The organism is Pseudomonas marginalis (assembly GCF_024169655.1).
In the GTDB taxonomy this organism is placed as follows: domain Bacteria; phylum Pseudomonadota; class Gammaproteobacteria; order Pseudomonadales; family Pseudomonadaceae; genus Aquipseudomonas; species Aquipseudomonas paraveronii.
The window spans coordinates 6,184,030-6,199,766 of sequence record NZ_JALJWV010000001.1 but is presented as its reverse complement, the minus strand read 5'-3'; the positions used below and the strand labels follow the sequence as shown (position 1 = coordinate 6,199,766).

General features: G+C 61.8%; 13 protein-coding genes. 7 read left to right on the top strand and 6 right to left on the bottom strand.

What is annotated here, in order from left to right:
- Positions 1–89: 89 nt before the first annotated feature.
- Positions 90–1,292 (top strand): N-acetylmuramoyl-L-alanine amidase, encoded by a 1,203-nt coding sequence (locus tag J2Y83_RS28705; protein WP_253400197.1) that lies wholly within the window; start codon positions 90–92, stop codon positions 1,290–1,292.
- Here J2Y83_RS28705 and J2Y83_RS28700 read toward each other — a convergent pair.
- Positions 1,289–1,657 carry a glutamine synthetase gene (locus tag J2Y83_RS28700; RefSeq protein WP_253400196.1) on the bottom strand — a complete coding sequence of 123 codons (369 nt, stop codon included), beginning with the start codon at positions 1,655–1,657 and terminating at the stop codon, positions 1,289–1,291. The genes J2Y83_RS28705 and J2Y83_RS28700 overlap by 4 nt on opposite strands.
- A gap of 138 nt (positions 1,658–1,795) precedes the next feature.
- On the opposite strand from J2Y83_RS28700, the gene zigA reads away from it, so the two are divergent.
- The 3 genes from zigA to J2Y83_RS28685 are packed head-to-tail and all read left to right on the top strand — an operon-like array spanning position 1,796 to position 4,655.
- Positions 1,796–3,004, top strand: a complete 1,209-nt coding sequence (gene zigA, locus J2Y83_RS28695; protein WP_253400195.1) for a zinc metallochaperone GTPase ZigA — start codon at positions 1,796–1,798, stop codon at positions 3,002–3,004.
- The gene (locus tag J2Y83_RS28690; RefSeq protein WP_253400194.1) at positions 3,004–3,648 is read left to right on the top strand and encodes a DUF1826 domain-containing protein; all 645 of its coding nucleotides are present in this window, start codon (positions 3,004–3,006) and stop codon (positions 3,646–3,648) included. Before zigA ends, J2Y83_RS28690 begins: the two co-directional genes overlap by 1 nt.
- A 44-nt stretch (positions 3,649–3,692) precedes the next feature.
- The gene (locus J2Y83_RS28685; protein ID WP_253400193.1) at positions 3,693–4,655 is read left to right on the top strand and encodes a CobW family GTP-binding protein; all 963 of its coding nucleotides are present in this window, start codon (positions 3,693–3,695) and stop codon (positions 4,653–4,655) included.
- Here the strand turns inward: J2Y83_RS28685 and J2Y83_RS28680 are convergent.
- On the bottom strand, positions 4,649–5,041 hold the full coding sequence (locus tag J2Y83_RS28680) for a DUF3301 domain-containing protein (protein WP_017850040.1): 393 nt from the start codon (positions 5,039–5,041) through the stop codon (positions 4,649–4,651). The two genes, J2Y83_RS28685 and J2Y83_RS28680, sit on opposite strands and share 7 nt — an antisense overlap.
- Before the next feature lie 117 nt (positions 5,042–5,158).
- Between J2Y83_RS28680 and pdxY the strand changes: the two genes are divergently transcribed.
- Positions 5,159–6,031: a pyridoxal kinase PdxY gene (gene pdxY / locus J2Y83_RS28675; RefSeq protein ID WP_247402955.1), complete on the top strand. Its 873-nt coding sequence runs from the start codon at positions 5,159–5,161 to the stop codon at positions 6,029–6,031.
- A 69-nt stretch (positions 6,032–6,100) separates the two neighbouring features.
- Here pdxY and J2Y83_RS28670 read toward each other — a convergent pair whose 3' ends face one another.
- Positions 6,101–6,586, bottom strand: a complete 486-nt coding sequence (locus tag J2Y83_RS28670; protein WP_017850038.1) for an acyl-CoA thioesterase — start codon at positions 6,584–6,586, stop codon at positions 6,101–6,103.
- 289 nt (positions 6,587–6,875) lie between these two features.
- On the opposite strand from J2Y83_RS28670, the gene J2Y83_RS28665 reads away from it, so the two are divergent.
- A complete protein-coding gene (locus J2Y83_RS28665) occupies positions 6,876–8,639 on the top strand; it encodes a cation:proton antiporter (RefSeq protein ID WP_253400192.1) in 1,764 nt (587 codons plus the stop codon).
- A 35-nt stretch (positions 8,640–8,674) separates the two neighbouring features.
- On the opposite strand, the gene J2Y83_RS28660 is transcribed toward J2Y83_RS28665, so the two are convergent.
- The 3 genes from J2Y83_RS28660 to uvrD all read right to left on the bottom strand — a co-directional run bounded on the left by J2Y83_RS28660 (position 8,675) and on the right by uvrD (position 12,581).
- Complete coding sequence (locus J2Y83_RS28660) at positions 8,675–9,082, bottom strand: SMI1/KNR4 family protein (RefSeq protein ID WP_253400191.1); 408 nt, start codon at positions 9,080–9,082, stop codon at positions 8,675–8,677.
- 134 nt (positions 9,083–9,216) lie between these two features.
- Entirely contained in the window at positions 9,217–10,086 is an 870-nt protein-coding gene (locus J2Y83_RS28655) for a Tim44 domain-containing protein (RefSeq protein ID WP_253400190.1), read from the bottom strand.
- Positions 10,087–10,397: 311 nt separating this feature from the next.
- Positions 10,398–12,581 carry a DNA helicase II gene (gene uvrD, locus J2Y83_RS28650; RefSeq protein WP_253400189.1) on the bottom strand — a complete coding sequence of 728 codons (2,184 nt, stop codon included), beginning with the start codon at positions 12,579–12,581 and terminating at the stop codon, positions 10,398–10,400.
- A 279-nt stretch (positions 12,582–12,860) separates the two neighbouring features.
- Between uvrD and J2Y83_RS28645 the strand changes: the two genes are divergently transcribed.
- Complete coding sequence (locus tag J2Y83_RS28645) at positions 12,861–15,734, top strand: EAL domain-containing protein (protein ID WP_253400188.1); 2,874 nt, start codon at positions 12,861–12,863, stop codon at positions 15,732–15,734.
- Positions 15,735–15,737: the final 3 nt, after the last annotated feature.

The following is a 15,737-nucleotide window of genomic DNA, read 5'->3' as shown; positions in this document are numbered from 1 at the left end:
TATAACGATTGAGTCGACGATGAATTTTCTGCTCGGGTCTTTTTTTGGTCATGTCGAGTAAGGACGCTCCTCTATCTGCGGTATTTGTCATGCACAGACGTCAGCTCCTTAACCTGCTCCTGGTCAGCCCGCTGTTCACCTTGCCCTTCACCGCGTCGGCCACGCAGATTCGCAACGCCCGCCTGTGGCGCTCGGACGACAAGCTGCGGCTGGTGTTCGACCTCAGTGGCCCGGTGAACTACAAGACTTTTTCCCTGACCGCGCCGGAACGCCTGATCATCGACCTGAGCGGCGCCGGACTCAGTGGCGACTTCTCTCAGTTGGTCTTGAAGAACAGCGGGATCACCTCGATTCGCTCCGGGCACTTCGGCAAGGCGGATACGCGCATCGTGCTGGACCTCGCCACGCCGATGCAGCTCACCAGCTTTTTGTTGCCGCCCCAGGATGGGCAAGGGCACCGCCTGGTGCTTGATCTCACCAGCGCCACCCAGGTGCCTCACCCGATAGCGGCCGCACCCAAACCGCCGGTCGACAGGGCGCACCCCAAGCGCGACATCATTGTGGTGGTCGACCCCGGCCACGGCGGCAAAGACCCCGGCGCTATTGGTTCCAAGGGCCAGCGCGAGAAAGACGTGGTGCTGTCCATTGCCCAATTGCTGGCCAAACGCTTGAAGCGCGAGAAAGGGTTCGATGTGAAGCTGGTGCGCAACGATGACTTCTTCGTGCCGCTGCGCAAGCGCGTGGAGATCGCCCACAAACACAACGCCGACATGTTTATCTCGGTGCATGCGGATGCGGCACCACGGATCACCGCGTCGGGGGCTTCGGTGTATGCCTTGTCCGAAGGCGGTGCGACCTCGGCCACGGCGCGTTTCATGGCGCAACGGGAAAACGGCGCCGATCTGCTGGGCGCCACCAGTTTGCTGAACCTCAAGGACAAGGACCCGATGCTGGCCGGGGTGATTCTCGACATGTCGATGAACGCCACCATCGCCTCCAGCCTGCAACTCGGTAGCTCGATCCTCGGCAGCCTGGAAGGCATCACCTCGTTGCATCAGAAGCGCGTGGAGCAGGCCGGATTCGCGGTGCTCAAGTCACCGGACGTGCCGTCGATCCTGGTGGAAACCGGGTTTATCTCCAATGCGCGGGACAGTGCGCGGCTGGTCACGGCGCGGCATCAACAGGCGGTGGCGGAGGGTTTGTTCGTCGGCCTGCAGCGCTATTTCCAGAAGAACCCGCCAGTGGACAGCTACATGGCTTGGGTCCAGGAACAGAAAAACAACCAGGCCTAACAGCCAGTCACGCGGCTGCAGGTGAACGTGGCGCTGGCGCCACCGGAGCTGGAAAAGCGGTTGATCGTGGTCCAGCCCACGCGCCGCGTGTAGCCGACCCACGCCTCGCCGTCCGAGGCCAAGCCGGTGAAGAACGTCAGTTGCCCGTAGCGGCTGTTGGTCTGAGCCCAGTGGCGCTGGCCGATCACTTCGAAACCGCGCAAATACGTGGTGCTGCCGACCGTCGCCACGCTGTAGGCGTTGCCCAGCGGGTCGACGCAAGCCAGCAGGGTGGCGCTGCGCGTGCAGTTCGCCGACAGGCTCGGTACTTGGGCGCAGGCTTCGGCCGTGATGAGCAACAGCAGGCTGCACAGTAGATATTTCATAGGGTTCTCGATGTAGACAGGCGCCAGCATTGCCCCGTTGGTCATGATGAGCAAGCGGGGGATTGGCTTATTTGTGTTGTTATAATATAACATTAAGTACAGCCCGGCTTGAACGGGCGGCCTGATGAGAATGACCTGATGCCCAATCGTCTCCCCGTTACCGTGTTGTCCGGCTTTCTCGGCGCCGGTAAAAGTACGCTGCTCAACTATGTCCTGCGCAACCGCGACAACCTGCGGGTGGCGGTGATCGTCAACGACATGAGCGAAATCAATATCGACGGCGGCGAGGTGCAGCGCGACGTCACCCTCAACCGCGCCGAAGAAAAGCTGGTGGAGATGAGCAACGGCTGCATCTGCTGCACCTTGCGCGAAGACCTGCTCGAAGAGGTCGGAAAACTCGCCAGGGACGGTCGCTTCGATTACCTGTTGATCGAATCCACCGGCATCTCCGAACCGTTGCCCGTGGCCGAAACCTTCACCTTTCGCGATGAAAACGAGCAGAGCCTGGCCGATATCGCGCGCCTGGACACCATGGTCACCGTGGTCGATGGCATGAACTTCCTGCTCGACTACCAGGCCGCCGAAAGCCTCGCGTCACGGGGCGAAACCCTCGGCGAAGAGGACGAACGCTTGATCACCGACCTTTTGATCGAGCAGATCGAATTTGCCGACGTCATCTTGATCAGCAAGATCGACCTGATCGGCCGCCACGAGCGCGAGGAACTGATGGCCATCCTCGAACGCCTGAACGCCCAGGCGGAAATCATCCCGATGGTCATGGGCGAAGTGCCGCTGCACAAAATCCTCAACACCGGCCGCTTCGACTTCGACCGCGCCGCCCAGGCCCCTGGCTGGCTGCAGGAACTGCGCGGCGAGCATGTGCCGGAAACCGAAGAGTACGGCATCGCCTCTACGGCTTACCGCGTGCGCCGACCGTTCCATCCGCAGCGTTTTTTCGAGTTTATCGACCGCCCTTGGGTGAACGGCAAACTCCTGCGTTCCAAGGGTTTTTTCTGGCTGGCCAGTAAGCATCAGGACGCCGGCAGTTGGTCCCAGGCCGGGGGCTTGATGCGCCATGGCTTTGCCGGACGTTGGTGGCGCTTTGTGCCGAAAAGTCAGTGGCCGCAGGACGAAGAAAGCGTCGCGGCGATCATGGGCCATTGGCAACCGAGCACTGGCGACTGCCGCCAGGAACTGGTGTTCATCGGGCAGAACATCGACTTCGCGCAGATGCGTGCCGAGTTGGACGCCTGCCTGCTCACCGATGCAGAAATGGCCCAGGGCGTCGACGCCTGGCGCTTGCTGGCCGATCCTTTTGGCCCTTGGTATGAAGAGGCTGTCGCCTGATGCTGGCACCGCTCATCCCCCTGCGCCCGCTGATCCGCCAGACTTGCGGCGACACCCCGCTGGCGCTGTCCGAGATCCTTGAAGACGGCGTCAACCTGGCGCTGTGGCAGCGCCAATTGCCGTTGCACATCGCCGAGTTCGGCGCCTTGCTGGTGGCGCTCAACGCGCCGTTGGCCGAGTCGCTGGTCATCGAGTTGGACGGCGATGATGCGGTGCCGAACGTGCAGGGTTTAGCGGCAAGTTGCTGTGATCTTGAAGGTTATGAAGGGTTTATCGCCGATGTGTCGTGGCTGGTCAGCGCGTTTGCCTGTCTGCTCGGCGCCCGGCGTATCGGCGTGCGTTTGCGCTTGCTGGACAAAGCCATGTGCCCGCGCTTTCACGTCGATCATGTGCCGGTGCGGCTGATCACCACGTATGCCGGCATCGGCAGCCAATGGTTGCGCGAAGGCGTGATGGACCGCCGTCAGTTGGGCCAGGCGGATGCCGAGCCCAGCGAGCGTATCGAGCAGATTCACTGCGGCGAAGTGGCGTTGCTCAAGGGCACGAAGTGGCATGGCAACGAAGCTCACGGGCTGATTCACCGTTCGCCGTCGCTTAAAACCGATGAACGACGGTTAATTCTGACGCTGGATTGGCTGGCATAACCGCGTAGGATCAAACGCTCTACACGGCCTGAATGATGCCCTCTATGCTGCAGAACATTCCCACCCATGTGATTGCTGGCCCCTTGGGCGCCGGCAAGACCAGCCTGATCAAACACCTGCTTGCCCAACGCCCGGCCAACGAGCGCTGGGCGGTGTTGATCAACGAATTCGGGCAGATCGGCCTGGATGCGGCCTTGCTGACCCAGGCCGACGACGGCATTGCCCTGGGCGAAGTGGCGGGTGGCTGCTTGTGTTGTGTGAATGGTGCGCCGTTCCAGGTCGGACTTGGCCGCTTGCTGCGTAAGGCCAAGCCGGACCGTCTGTTTATCGAACCCTCGGGGCTCGGGCACCCGGCGCAAGTGCTCAAGCAATTGCGCGAGGCGCCATGGCAGGAGGTGCTGGCGGTTCAGCCTTGCGTGCTGGTGCTGGATGCGCAAGCCCTGGCGGCGGGCAAACCCTTGCCTGACGCACAGCGCGAAGCACTTACCAGCGCCGGCCTGTTGGTCCTGAACAAGGATGAGGCGCTGGACGCCGCACAGCGCAAGGCGATTGAACGGCAGTTACCCGAGGTTCCGTTTTACTGGACGCGTCAGGCGCAATTGCCGTTGCAACGCTTGCCAGGCCTGAATGCGCGGGCTGTAGCGACTGTGGATAACTTCGTCGAGCCCAAGGGCTTGGCGCAAATGCCCGCTGTATGGAGCGACCCCACGCTACCGATCTGCTTGAGTCAGGCCCAGGAGGGCGGCTGGAGCATTGGTTGGCGCTGGCATCCGAGCCAGTCATTCGATCGCCGGCGCCTGGCACAATGGCTGACGAGCCTTGATTGGCGCCGCGCCAAACTGGTTATCCACAGCAGCGATGGCTGGATCTCCGGCAACGCTGTGGATAACCGCCCACTCGTCTGGCAACCCAGCGAATGGCGGCGTGATTCGCGTATCGAATTGATTTTCAGCGCGCCACAGGACGTGGCCGCGCTACAGCAAGCGCTGGCAGCCTGCCGTCATTGACGGTGCTTGGCGTGGTCCTGGCGCCACTGGCTGAGTTCGATCACGTCGGCGCTGGGCAGCGGCGTCTTGATCTCGAACGGGTAGGGCGCCAGTTCGATCTGTGCGCTGTGGGCGCCGAACTGGGTGATGGTCCCGGGGTGGCGGGTTTCGCCGGTCACGGTGAATTCGAAATTGTAGATGCGCGCCAGGCGTCGCCGGCCTTTGGCATCCTTCACAAAACCGATGCGTTTCAGGGCCACGGCACCGTCGAGCAACTCGATATCGAGCTTGGCGCAATGCTGCTTGACCCGCTCCAGCGCACGCTCGCGCAGGCCGTGGTTGTGCCATACCCAGGCGGCGCCGGTCGCCAGCAGCATCAACACGAAGATGTTTCCCAGGGTCAGCATGCATAAAACTCCAACAAAGTGAGAGCAGCTTAACTGTGTCGTCGGTCTGTCGTACAGGCTGCGTTTGGTCGCATACTGCGCGACCAGAATTTCAATGGTTTTACGGAAATCTCCCGCATGAAACGCACACCTCATCTGCTTGCGATCCAGTCTCATGTGGTCTTTGGCCACGCCGGAAACAGCGCCGCCGTGTTCCCCATGCAGCGGGTCGGGGTGAACGTGTGGCCGCTCAACACGGTGCAATTTTCCAACCACACCCAGTATGGCCAGTGGGCGGGTGAAGTGTTAGCGCCGCAGCAGATTCCAGCGCTGGTGGAAGGTATTGCAGCCATCGGTGAATTGGGCAATTGCGACGCCATACTCTCCGGCTACCTGGGCAGCGCGGCCCAAGGTCGGGCGATCCTCACCGGCGTGGCGCGGATCAAGGCGATCAATCCCAAGGCCCTGTACCTGTGCGACCCGGTGATGGGCCATCCGGAAAAAGGCTGCATCGTGCCGCAGGAAGTCAGTGATTTTCTGCTCGACGAAGCCGCCGCCATGGCCGACTTCCTGTGCCCCAACCAGTTGGAGCTGGACAGCTTCGCCGGACGCAAGCCGCAATCGCTGTTCGACTGCCTGGGCATGGCCAAAGCCTTGCTGGCACGCGGGCCAAAGGCCGTGCTGGTCAAGCACCTGGATTACCCGGGTAAGTTGCCGGATGGCTTTGAAATGCTGCTGGTGACGGCCGACGGCTGCTGGCACCTGCGTCGGCCGCTGCTGGCGTTTCCCCGGCAGCCGGTGGGTGTGGGCGACCTGACGTCGGGGTTGTTCCTGGCGCGGGTGTTGTTGGGCGACAGCCTGCTGGCGGCTTTCGAGTTCACCGCAGCGGCGGTGCATGAAGTGCTGTTGGAAACCCAGGCCTGCGCCAGCTATGAACTGGAGCTGGTACGTGCCCAGGATCGTATTGCCCATCCCCGTGTGCGCTTCGAAGCCACGCCGATCGACCTGTAATTACACAAAACCCAATGTGGGAGGGAGCAAGCCCCCTCCCACATTTTGCTTGGGTTTACAGTCCGGGACTTACAGCGCGTCGGCTTTGATTTCCTGGTAGCGCTTTTCCAGCTCCTGGCGAATCTGCCGGCGTTGCTGCGCCTGCGCAAACCGGCGGCGGTCTTCGCTGTTGTGCGGTTGCAGTTGCGGCACGGCGGCGGGTTTGCGCTGGTCGTCCACGGCCACCATGGTGAAGAAGCAGCTGTTGGTATGGCGCACGGAGCGCTCGCGGATGTTCTCGGTCACCACCTTGATGCCCACCTCCATCGAGGTGTGGCCGGTGTAGTTGACCGATGCGAGGAAGGTCACCAGCTCGCCGACGTGGATCGGTTCGCGAAAAATCACCTGGTCCACCGACAAGGTCACCACATAACGCCCGGCATAACGGCTCGCGCAGGCGTAGGCCACTTCGTCGAGGTACTTGAGCAGGGTGCCGCCGTGGACATTGCCGGAGAAGTTGGCCATATCAGGGGTCATCAATACCGTCATCGACAGTTGGGCGTTTCCGGGTTCCATAGCTCACTCACGGGTTAGGCATTGGTTGGGGTGGCACCTCTGCGGGTGCTGGGGTCTTTGCAGCGCCATCCCTTACGGGACGCCGGTGGGCGGCTTGCCGTCACGCCTGCAGCGATCTGTTTCCATATATTGCACCGGCTTTGCGGCGGAAGTGGTGGTGTTAACCTTCAAAAGTCCTTCTCGGGGCATTTCTTACGATAAAGGCAGACTTTTCCTTCCGCTCTTTGCGAAGTTTCAAAGGCGCAGGGAACGTGGGAAAAGCGCCAGTACCCTCAAGGAGCCCCTCGCCATGCACGCCATCAGCTTTATTCAGGATCTGGCCGTGATCATGCTGGTGGCCGGGGTCGTGACTATCCTGTTTCATCGCCTCAAGCAGCCGGTGGTGCTCGGTTACATCGTCGCCGGCTTCATCATCGGCCCCCACACCCCGCCGTTCGGCCTGATCCACGATGAAGACACGATCAAGACCCTCGCCGAGCTGGGGGTGATCTTCCTGATGTTCTGCCTGGGCCTGGAGTTCAGCCTGCGCAAGCTGTTCAAGGTGGGCGCCACGGCGTTTATCGCGGCCTTCCTGGAAATCGTCCTGATGATCTGGATCGGCTACGAGATCGGCCGCTGGTTCGACTGGAACACCATGGACGCGCTGTTCCTCGGCGCGATCCTGGCGATCTCCTCGACCACCATCATCGTCAAGGCGCTCAACGACCTGAAGATGAAAGACCAGCGCTTCGCCCAACTGATTTTCGGCGTGCTGATCGTCGAGGACATCCTCGGCATCGGCATCATTGCCTTGTTGTCGAGCATCGCCGTCAGTGGCACGGTCAGCTCCGGCGAGGTGTTCTCCACGGTCGGCAAGCTCTCGCTGTTCATGATCGTCGCGCTGGTCATCGGGATTTTGCTGGTGCCGCGCTTGCTGGCCTACGTGGCCAAGTTCGACAGTAATGAAATGCTGCTGATCACCGTGCTGGGCCTGTGTTTCGGCTTTTGCCTGCTGGTGGTCAAGCTGGAATACAGCATGGTGCTGGGGGCGTTCCTGATCGGCGCGATCATGGCCGAATCGCGCCAGTTGATGAAGATCGAGCGCCTGATCGAGCCGGTTCGCGACATGTTCAGCGCAATCTTCTTTGTCGCCATTGGCTTGATGATCGACCCGCAGATCCTGTTGCAATATGCCTGGCCGATTGCGGTGATCAGCGTGGCGGTGGTGCTGGGCAAGATGTTGTCCTGCGGCCTGGGCGCATTTATCGCCGGCAATGACGGCCGCACGTCATTGCGCGTTGGGATGGGACTGTCACAGATTGGTGAGTTTTCCTTCATCATCGCCGCGCTGGGGATGACCTTACAGGTGACCAGTGACTTCCTCTATCCGGTCGCAGTGGCGGTGTCGGTGATCACCACGTTGCTCACCCCGTACCTGATTCGCGGCGCCGACCCGTTGTCGTTGAAGATTGCCGCCGTGATGCCTAAGCGCATGAGCCGGGTGTTCGGCATGTATGGCGAATGGCTGCGCAGTATTCAGCCCCAAGGCGAAGGGGCGCTGCTGGCGTCGATGATCCGCAAAATCGTGCTGCAAGTGGGGGTGAACCTGGCGTTGGTGGTGGCGATCTTCTTTACCGGCAGTTACTTCGCGTTGCGTATCGGTGGGTATCTGGAGGGCTGGATCAGCGATCCGAGCTGGCAGAAGGCGTTGATCTGGGGCGCGGCGTTGCTGCTGTCGCTGCCGTTCCTGATTGCGGCGTACCGCAAGCTCAAGGCGCTGTCGATGCTGCTGGCGGAGATGAGCGTCAAGCCGGAAATGGCCGGGCGGCATACCCAGCGCGTGCGTCGGGTGATCGCCGAGGTGATTCCGATTTTGTCGCTGCTGGTGATTTTCCTGCTATTGGCCGCCTTGTCGGCCAGCATTCTGCCGACCAACAAGTTGCTGGTGCTGATCGCCGTGGTCGCGGCGGCGGTGGCGGCGGTGCTCTGGCGGTGGTTCATCCGCGTGCATACGCGGATGCAGGTCGCTTTGCTGGAGACTCTGGATAACCACAAGGATACGCCGGAACACTGAGGAGGCTGGGCCGCCCCGCGCGCGAGCCGCAGGTGTCAGCTTTCCAGCCAGACGTCCCGCGCCCAGTGCCACACCGACTCCCAGGTTTCTTCGGTGACGAGTTCTTCTTCGCAGCACCACAGCACCACGGTGCCATCTTCTTCCACGCAGTAGTAGTCGTCGCCGTCCTGGCAGATCGGGATCAGTTCGCGTGGCACGCCAATGTCCCAGGCCATGGCGGCAACTTCCGGCAAGTAGGTGTGGGAGCCGGGATCGGTGATGGTCACCGGTTCCAGGCTGCCATAGACCACATCGCTGACGGTCAGCAGGAACTCCTTGAAGACGAACGGAATATTGATGAACAGCTCTTCTTCAATTTCCACCAACTGGTCTTCATCAGGCAGTTCCAGAGGAACCGGAACCGGTTCGTTGGCTTCACGCAATTGTTCGATAACTTCTTCCACGGCCGGGATCCTCTTGCTAGATGGCGCGGTTTATAGGGGCGTTTTATACAGTAGCTCGCTATAAGTGCAACCGTGAAATAGAAAACCCCGGAACATGTCCGGGGTTTTGCTTACGGCTTGCTCAAGCGCGGGTATCAGCTGTTCTGGCGGATACCGGCGACCAGCCAAGGCTGGTTCTCGCCTTGCGGACGTTCCATGTTCCAGCTTTCGCTGAACGCTTCGCCCTGGTCGAAACGCGAGGTTTTCGACACGCCGCTGAACGTCAGGGTGGCGATGGTCTTGTCGGCGCGATCATCCACACCTTCCAGCTGTACGCGCAGGTCGTCGATGTAGGTCGACTGGAACGCATCGCCCAGGTCGGCACGTTCGCGCTTGAGGAACTCCAGCAGTTGCGGGGTCACGAACTCGGCGATCTTGTCCATTTCGTTGGCGTCCCAGTGCTGCTGCAGGGACTGGAAGTGGCTGCGGGCCGCTTCGACGAAACGTTCTTCGTTGAACCAGGCCGGTGCATTGATCACCGGACGTGCGGCGGCAGGTGCTGCCGAACCACCGAAGATCGAACCTGCGGCTGGCTTCTGCTCGAACACTTCACGCTGCATCGGCGCGCCGGCTGGAGCCATGTGCTCCTGCTGCTTGCGACGACGGGCAGCGATAAAACGGAAGATCAGGAAGGCGATGACCGCCATGATCAGGATGTCGAAGATCTGCATGCCCTGGAAGCCGCCGCCCATGAACATGGACGCGAGCAAGCCACCGGCGGCGATACCGGCCAGCGGGCCTAACCAGCGCGAAGCACCGCCGGCCTTGGCAGCAGCGCCAGCAGCACCGGCTGCGCCTGCAGTGGCGGCAGCACCGCCGACACCGGCGGATGGGGCCATTTGGCTGGTCTGGTGAGTCGGTGCCGAGCCCATGCTTTTGCCGCCACCGAAGCGCTTGGCGTTGGCGTCGAGGCTCATCGTCAGGCCGATGCACAACGCCATGGCGATGCTAAGAAAACGTTTCATAAAGGGAATTCCCATTTGTGGATTGCACGCGCGCCATGTTGCACAGGTGTCGTGACAGTGGCTAGCGACATAATGTTTCGGGCTTTTGCGTAAGACAGAATCCGAAGGGTCTGTAGGACTAGTTACAGATATTGGCCCGCACGCATCAAAAACAAGGGTGGACGCGAAACCTTCATGCTGAACCGTCCTTTTGTAGGAGCGAGCTTGCTCGCGAAGATCGCCAACGATAACGCGGGCATCCTGGATGAGACGCGTTGTCTGAGGGTTTTTCGCGAGCAAGCTCGCTCCTACAGGGGGAAGGGGTCAGCGTGTCAGACCGCTTCGAGTTTCGCGTAACCCATCATCAGCCACTTGCTGCCCTCGGCGAAGTTCACCTGCACCCGTGCCTGGGCGCCGGCGCCTTCGAAGTTGAGGATCACCCCTTCGCCGAAGATCGCGTGTTTGACCAACTGGCCAAGGCTGAACGGGGTTTCCGGGATCTCGGAACCGGCAAACAGGCTGCTGGAATTCTGCTGCTGGCCGCCGCCGAACGGGCGGCTGACGCTGTTGGACAGGCGCACTTCCTGGATCAGACCCTTCGGCACTTCACGCACGAATCGCGACACCTTGTTGTAGGTCTCACTCCCGTACAGGCGGCGGGTCTCGGCGTAGGTCATCACCAGGTTCTGCATCGCCCGGGTAATGCCCACATAGGCCAGGCGGCGTTCTTCCTCAAGGCGACCGGGTTCTTCCAGGCTCATCTTGTGGGGGAACAGGCCTTCTTCCATGCCCACCAGGAACACGTAAGGAAACTCCAGGCCCTTGGCGCTGTGCAAGGTCATCAGTTGGATGCTGTCTTCATGCTCATCGGCCTGGGTATCGCCGGCTTCCAGCGACGCATGGCCGAGGAACGCGGCGAGCGGGGTCAGCTCTTCATCGGCCTCGGTGTTTTCAAACGCGCGGGCGGCGCTGACCAGTTCCTCAAGGTTTTCCACCCGGGCCTGGCCTTTTTCGCCTTTTTCCGCTTCGTGATAGGCAATCAGCCCGGACTGCTCGATCACGGTCTGGGTCATCAAATGCAGGGGCATGTCCGCGCACTTGGCCGTCAGGTTCTCGATCAGCTCGACAAACACCCCCAACGCCCCGGCGGCACGGCCGGTCAGGCCTTTATTGGCGATCAGCAAGCGCATGGCTTCCCACATCGACACATCGGCATGGCGCGCATGGTCGCGAATCGCTTCAACGGTTTTTTCGCCGATGCCACGGGCCGGGATATTGATCACCCGCTCCAACGCCGCATCGTTGCCACGGCCTTCCAGCAAACGCAGGTAGGCCATGGCGTTCTTGATTTCGGCGCGCTCGAAGAAGCGCTGGCCGCCGTAAATGCGGTACGGGATGCGCTCGCGCAGCAAGGCTTCTTCCAGCACCCGCGATTGGGCGTTGGAACGGTACAGAATCGCGATGTCGCTGCGCGCCAGGCCGGTTTTCAACGCGCTTTCGATGGTTTCCACCACGTAGCGCGCTTCGTCGTGCTCGTTGAACGCCGCGTACAGGTTGATCGCTTCGCCTTCGCCGCCGTCGGTCCACAGCTCTTTGCCCAGGCGCCCGGTGTTGTTGGCGATCAAGGCGTTGGCGGCCTTGAGGATACCGGCGGTGGAGCGGTAGTTCTGCTCCAGGCGGATGGTGATCGCGTCCGGGAAGTCTTCGGAATACTGGTAGATGTTCTCGATTTTCGCGCCGCGCCAGCCGTAGATCGACTGGTCGTCGTCGCCCACCACCATCAGGCTGTCGCCGCCCTTGGCCAACAGGCGCAACCAAGCGTACTGCACGGCGTTGGTGTCCTGGAACTCGTCCACCAGGATATGCCGGAAGCGTTTCTGGTAATGGGCCAGCAAGCCGGGGTTATCGCGCCACAGGTCGAGGGCGCGCAGCAGCAGCTCGGAGAAGTCGATCACGCCGGCGCGCGCGCAGGCGGCCTCGTAGGCTTCATAAATGCTGCGCATGGTGGCCAGGAACAAATCGCCGCTGGCCTGGATATGTTGTGGGCGCAGGCCTTCGTCTTTCTGGCCGTTGATGAACCACTGGGCCTGGCGCGCCGGCCAACGCTGTTCGTCGAGGCCCAGCTCGCGGATCACGCGCTTGACCAGGCGTTGCTGGTCATCGCTGTCGAGGATCTGGAAGGTCTGGGCCAGGCCCGCTTCCTGCCAATGCGCCCGCAACAGGCGGTGCGCCAGGCCGTGGAAAGTGCCCACCCACATGCCGGCCGGGCTGATGCCCATCAACTGCTCGATGCGGTGGCGCATCTCGGCAGCGGCCTTGTTGGTGAAGGTCACCGACAGGATCGAATGCGGGGACGCGTTCTCGACCTGGATCAACCAGGCGATACGGTGCACCAGCACGCGGGTTTTACCGGAGCCAGCACCGGCCAGGACCAACTGACGGCCAACGGGGGCTGCTACGGCCTGGCGTTGGGCATCGTTGAGGGAGTTCAGCAAAAGGGAGAGATCATCGCGCATCGGCGCATTCTATGGCCCGCGGGGGAGTGGGGCAAATCCCATTGCCGGGTGGCCGACGGAAAACCTGCGGCGTGTTCCGGGGTGGGCGAGCATTCTGGCGGCGCTGATGACCGGTCGGTCATAGGCCACAGGCCACGCAGTGTCTCGCTCAAGCTGTCTGGCCCAAAGGTTTGCGCGGCACGCCCCGGTGGTTTTTATGACGCGGAGCAGTTTGGCCCGAGCGCTTGCTTGTGTATGCTCCGTCGACGTTTCGGGCTCACCATTATAAGAACACTGCCTATGACCCTTAGCACCGACCTGTTTGGCCTCACGGCGGCGCCCGCGCAGGTTATCCGTAACCATTACGCCACCGAGATGGCGGTGGAACGCACGCGCCTGCTCTACCAGGGTTCGCTGCTGCCGACCTTGTTGATGCTGGTCAACGGCCTGGTCTGCGCCTGGCTGATCTGGAACCCTAAACACTACCTGCTCGACAGCATCTGGCTGGTCTGGCTGCTGGCGCTGGTCGCGCTGCGCGTGATCCAGGTGGCCGCCTTCGATTCGGCCATGCCCAGTCGCCAGGCCCAGCCGATCTGGCGGCGCATGTTCATGCTCGGCTCGGCTGCCAGCGGCCTGACCCTGGCCATCGCCGCCATCGCCCTGGTGCCGGCGGACAGCTTTACGCAGCAGGCCTGGGTGTTCGGCCTGATCGGCGCGGCGACGTTGTCCGCCAGCGTCGCCTACGCGGTGAGCCTGTCGGCGTTCCTGTCATTTGCGCTGCCGTGCCTGGTGCCGGCCATTGTCTATCTCTTCTGGAACGGCGCCGCGCAGCAACAGGGCTGGGGTGTGCTCGGCCTGATCCTGCTGGGCTCCTTGAGTGTGGTGGCGTGGCAGGTCAACCGCCTGATCCAGCACGGGCTGTTGCGGCGCTTTCAAAACCAGGCGCTGATCGAGCATTTGCAACAGGCGCAGCAGCGCAGTGAACAGTTGAATCAGGACCTGGTGCGCGAAGTCGAGCAGCGCCGCCAGGTCGAGCAGGAACTGCGTGAAGCGCAAATCGGCCTGCAGGACCGCGTGGCACAACGCAGCCAGGAGCTGGACGCCGCCAGCCTGGCCCTGAACAAAAGCGAAGCGCGCCTGGCGATGGCGCTGCAAGCCAGCGAACTGGGCCTGTGGGACTGGAACCTGCAAACCGACGAAGTCCACCATACCCAGCTCAAGGAACTGTTCGGCCTGGAGCCCGAGTACGTCACGGCGATGCTCAGCCACCTCAAGCCGCGCCTGCACCCCGACGACTTGCCGCTGCTCAAGCGTGCCCTGGTGGAGCATCTCAAGGGCCGCAGCGAGGATTATCTGGTGGAATACCGGGTGCGCCATGGCGATGGTCATTGGGTGTGGATCGAAGACCGTGGCCGCGCCGTGGAGCGTTCGCGTAGCGGTCGCGTGACCCGCATGCTCGGCACGCGCCGCGACATCAGCGCGAGCAAAGTGTTGGAAGAACAGCAGCGGCTGGCCTCGACCGTGTTCGAAGCGGCCAGCGAAGGTATTGTGATCCTGGACCCGGACTACGCGCTGCTCGCCGTCAACCAGGCCTTCAGTCGGGTCACCGGCTTTGATATCGACGACATGCTCGGACGCAATGTGGTGGAGCTGCCGTGCAGCCGCGATGCCCGGCGGCACTTCCCGGTCATCCGCCAGGCGCTGCTCAGTCACGGCACCTGGCAGGGCGAGCTGGTGGAAACGCGCAAGAACGGCGAGCTGTACCCGCAGTGGCTGCAACTGAACGTGGTGCGCGATATTCGAGGAAACGTCAGTCATATCGTGGGCTTCTTCGCCGATCTATCGGCGCGGCGTGAATCCGAGGAGCGCATGCGCTACCTCACGCACTATGACGAGTTGACCGGCCTGGCCAACCGCTCGCTGTTTCGTGAACGGCTGCGCGAAGCGCATCAGCGGGTGCGGCAAGGTGGGCGTAGCCTGGCGTTGCTGCATATCAACCTCGACCGTTTCAAGTTGCTCAACGACAGCCTGGGTCATGATGTCGCCGACCAATTGTTGCAAAAAATGGCGCGTCGACTGATCAACGCCTTGCCCGAAGCCGACACCATCGCGCGTTTGTCCGGGGATGAGTTCGCTGTGCTCTTCGATGCCTACGGCAACCTCTCAAGCCTGGCGCGGGTGGCCACGCGCCTGCTCGCCAAGTTGCGCGTGCCGGTGACGGTGGAAGGGCATGAGTTGGTGGTCAGCGCCTCGATGGGCGTCAGCCTGCTCCCGGATAATGCGCGGGAAATTTCGGCGTTGGTCAGCCAGGCGAACATGGCCATGCAACACGCCAAGCACCTGGGCGGGAATAATTTCCAGTTCTACACCGACAGCCTGCAAGCCAGCACCCTGGAGCGTTTGCAGCTGGAAAACCAGTTGCGCAAGGCCCTCGACGAGCATCAGTTGTCGGTGTTCTACCAACCGAAATTGTGTTTGGCCACCGGCAAGCTGAACGCCGCCGAGGCGTTGATTCGTTGGGAGCATCCGCAGTGGGGCATGGTGCCGCCGGGCGACTTCATCGGTCTGGCCGAAGAAACCGGGCTGATCGTGCCGTTGGGCGAATTTGTCCTGCGCCAGGCCTGCTGGCAGGCCTGTGAGTGGCAGCGTCAGGGGCTGGCGCCGATACGCGTGTCGGTGAACCTGTCGGTGCATCAACTGCGTCAAGGCAAGCTGGTCAGTCTGGTCCGCCAGGTGCTGGAAGAAACCGGCCTGGACCCGCAATACCTTGAGCTTGAGCTGACCGAAAGCCAGTTGCTCGACAGTGTCGAGCACATCATCGCCACCTTCCAGCAACTGCGCGACCTGGGGGTGAAGTTGGCCATCGACGATTTCGGTACCGGCTACTCGTCTCTCAGTTACCTCAAGCGCATCCCCGTGGACTACGTGAAGATCGACCAGACCTTTATCCGCGGCCTCGGCCAGGGGCGGGAAGACGCGGCCATTACCCGCGCGATCATCGCCATGGCCCACGGTTTGGCGCTCAAGGTGGTGGCTGAAGGGGTGGAAGATCAGCAGCAGTTGGATTTCCTGCGGGGGGAGCATTGCGACGAGGTGCAGGGCTACTTGATCAGTCGGCCGATGGAGGCCGAAGGGCTGGCAGATTTGTTACGAAAAAATGCAGATTTTTCCTAGAGA

Coding starts and splice junctions, on each gene's coding strand:
- J2Y83_RS28670 (WP_017850038.1), bottom strand. CDS start 6,586: ATGGAACCCGGAAACGCCCAACTGTCGATGACGGTATTGATGACCCCT.
- J2Y83_RS28645 (WP_253400188.1), top strand. CDS start 12,861: ATGACCCTTAGCACCGACCTGTTTGGCCTCACGGCGGCGCCCGCGCAG.
- J2Y83_RS28655 (WP_253400190.1), bottom strand. CDS start 10,086: ATGAAACGTTTTCTTAGCATCGCCATGGCGTTGTGCATCGGCCTGACG.
- J2Y83_RS28690 (WP_253400194.1), top strand. CDS start 3,004: ATGCTGGCACCGCTCATCCCCCTGCGCCCGCTGATCCGCCAGACTTGC.
- zigA (WP_253400195.1), top strand. CDS start 1,796: ATGCCCAATCGTCTCCCCGTTACCGTGTTGTCCGGCTTTCTCGGCGCC.
- J2Y83_RS28665 (WP_253400192.1), top strand. CDS start 6,876: ATGCACGCCATCAGCTTTATTCAGGATCTGGCCGTGATCATGCTGGTG.
- J2Y83_RS28680 (WP_017850040.1), bottom strand. CDS start 5,041: ATGCTGACCCTGGGAAACATCTTCGTGTTGATGCTGCTGGCGACCGGC.
- J2Y83_RS28705 (WP_253400197.1), top strand. CDS start 90: ATGCACAGACGTCAGCTCCTTAACCTGCTCCTGGTCAGCCCGCTGTTC.
- J2Y83_RS28685 (WP_253400193.1), top strand. CDS start 3,693: ATGCTGCAGAACATTCCCACCCATGTGATTGCTGGCCCCTTGGGCGCC.
- uvrD (WP_253400189.1), bottom strand. CDS start 12,581: ATGCGCGATGATCTCTCCCTTTTGCTGAACTCCCTCAACGATGCCCAA.
- pdxY (WP_247402955.1), top strand. CDS start 5,159: ATGAAACGCACACCTCATCTGCTTGCGATCCAGTCTCATGTGGTCTTT.
- J2Y83_RS28700 (WP_253400196.1), bottom strand. CDS start 1,657: ATGAAATATCTACTGTGCAGCCTGCTGTTGCTCATCACGGCCGAAGCC.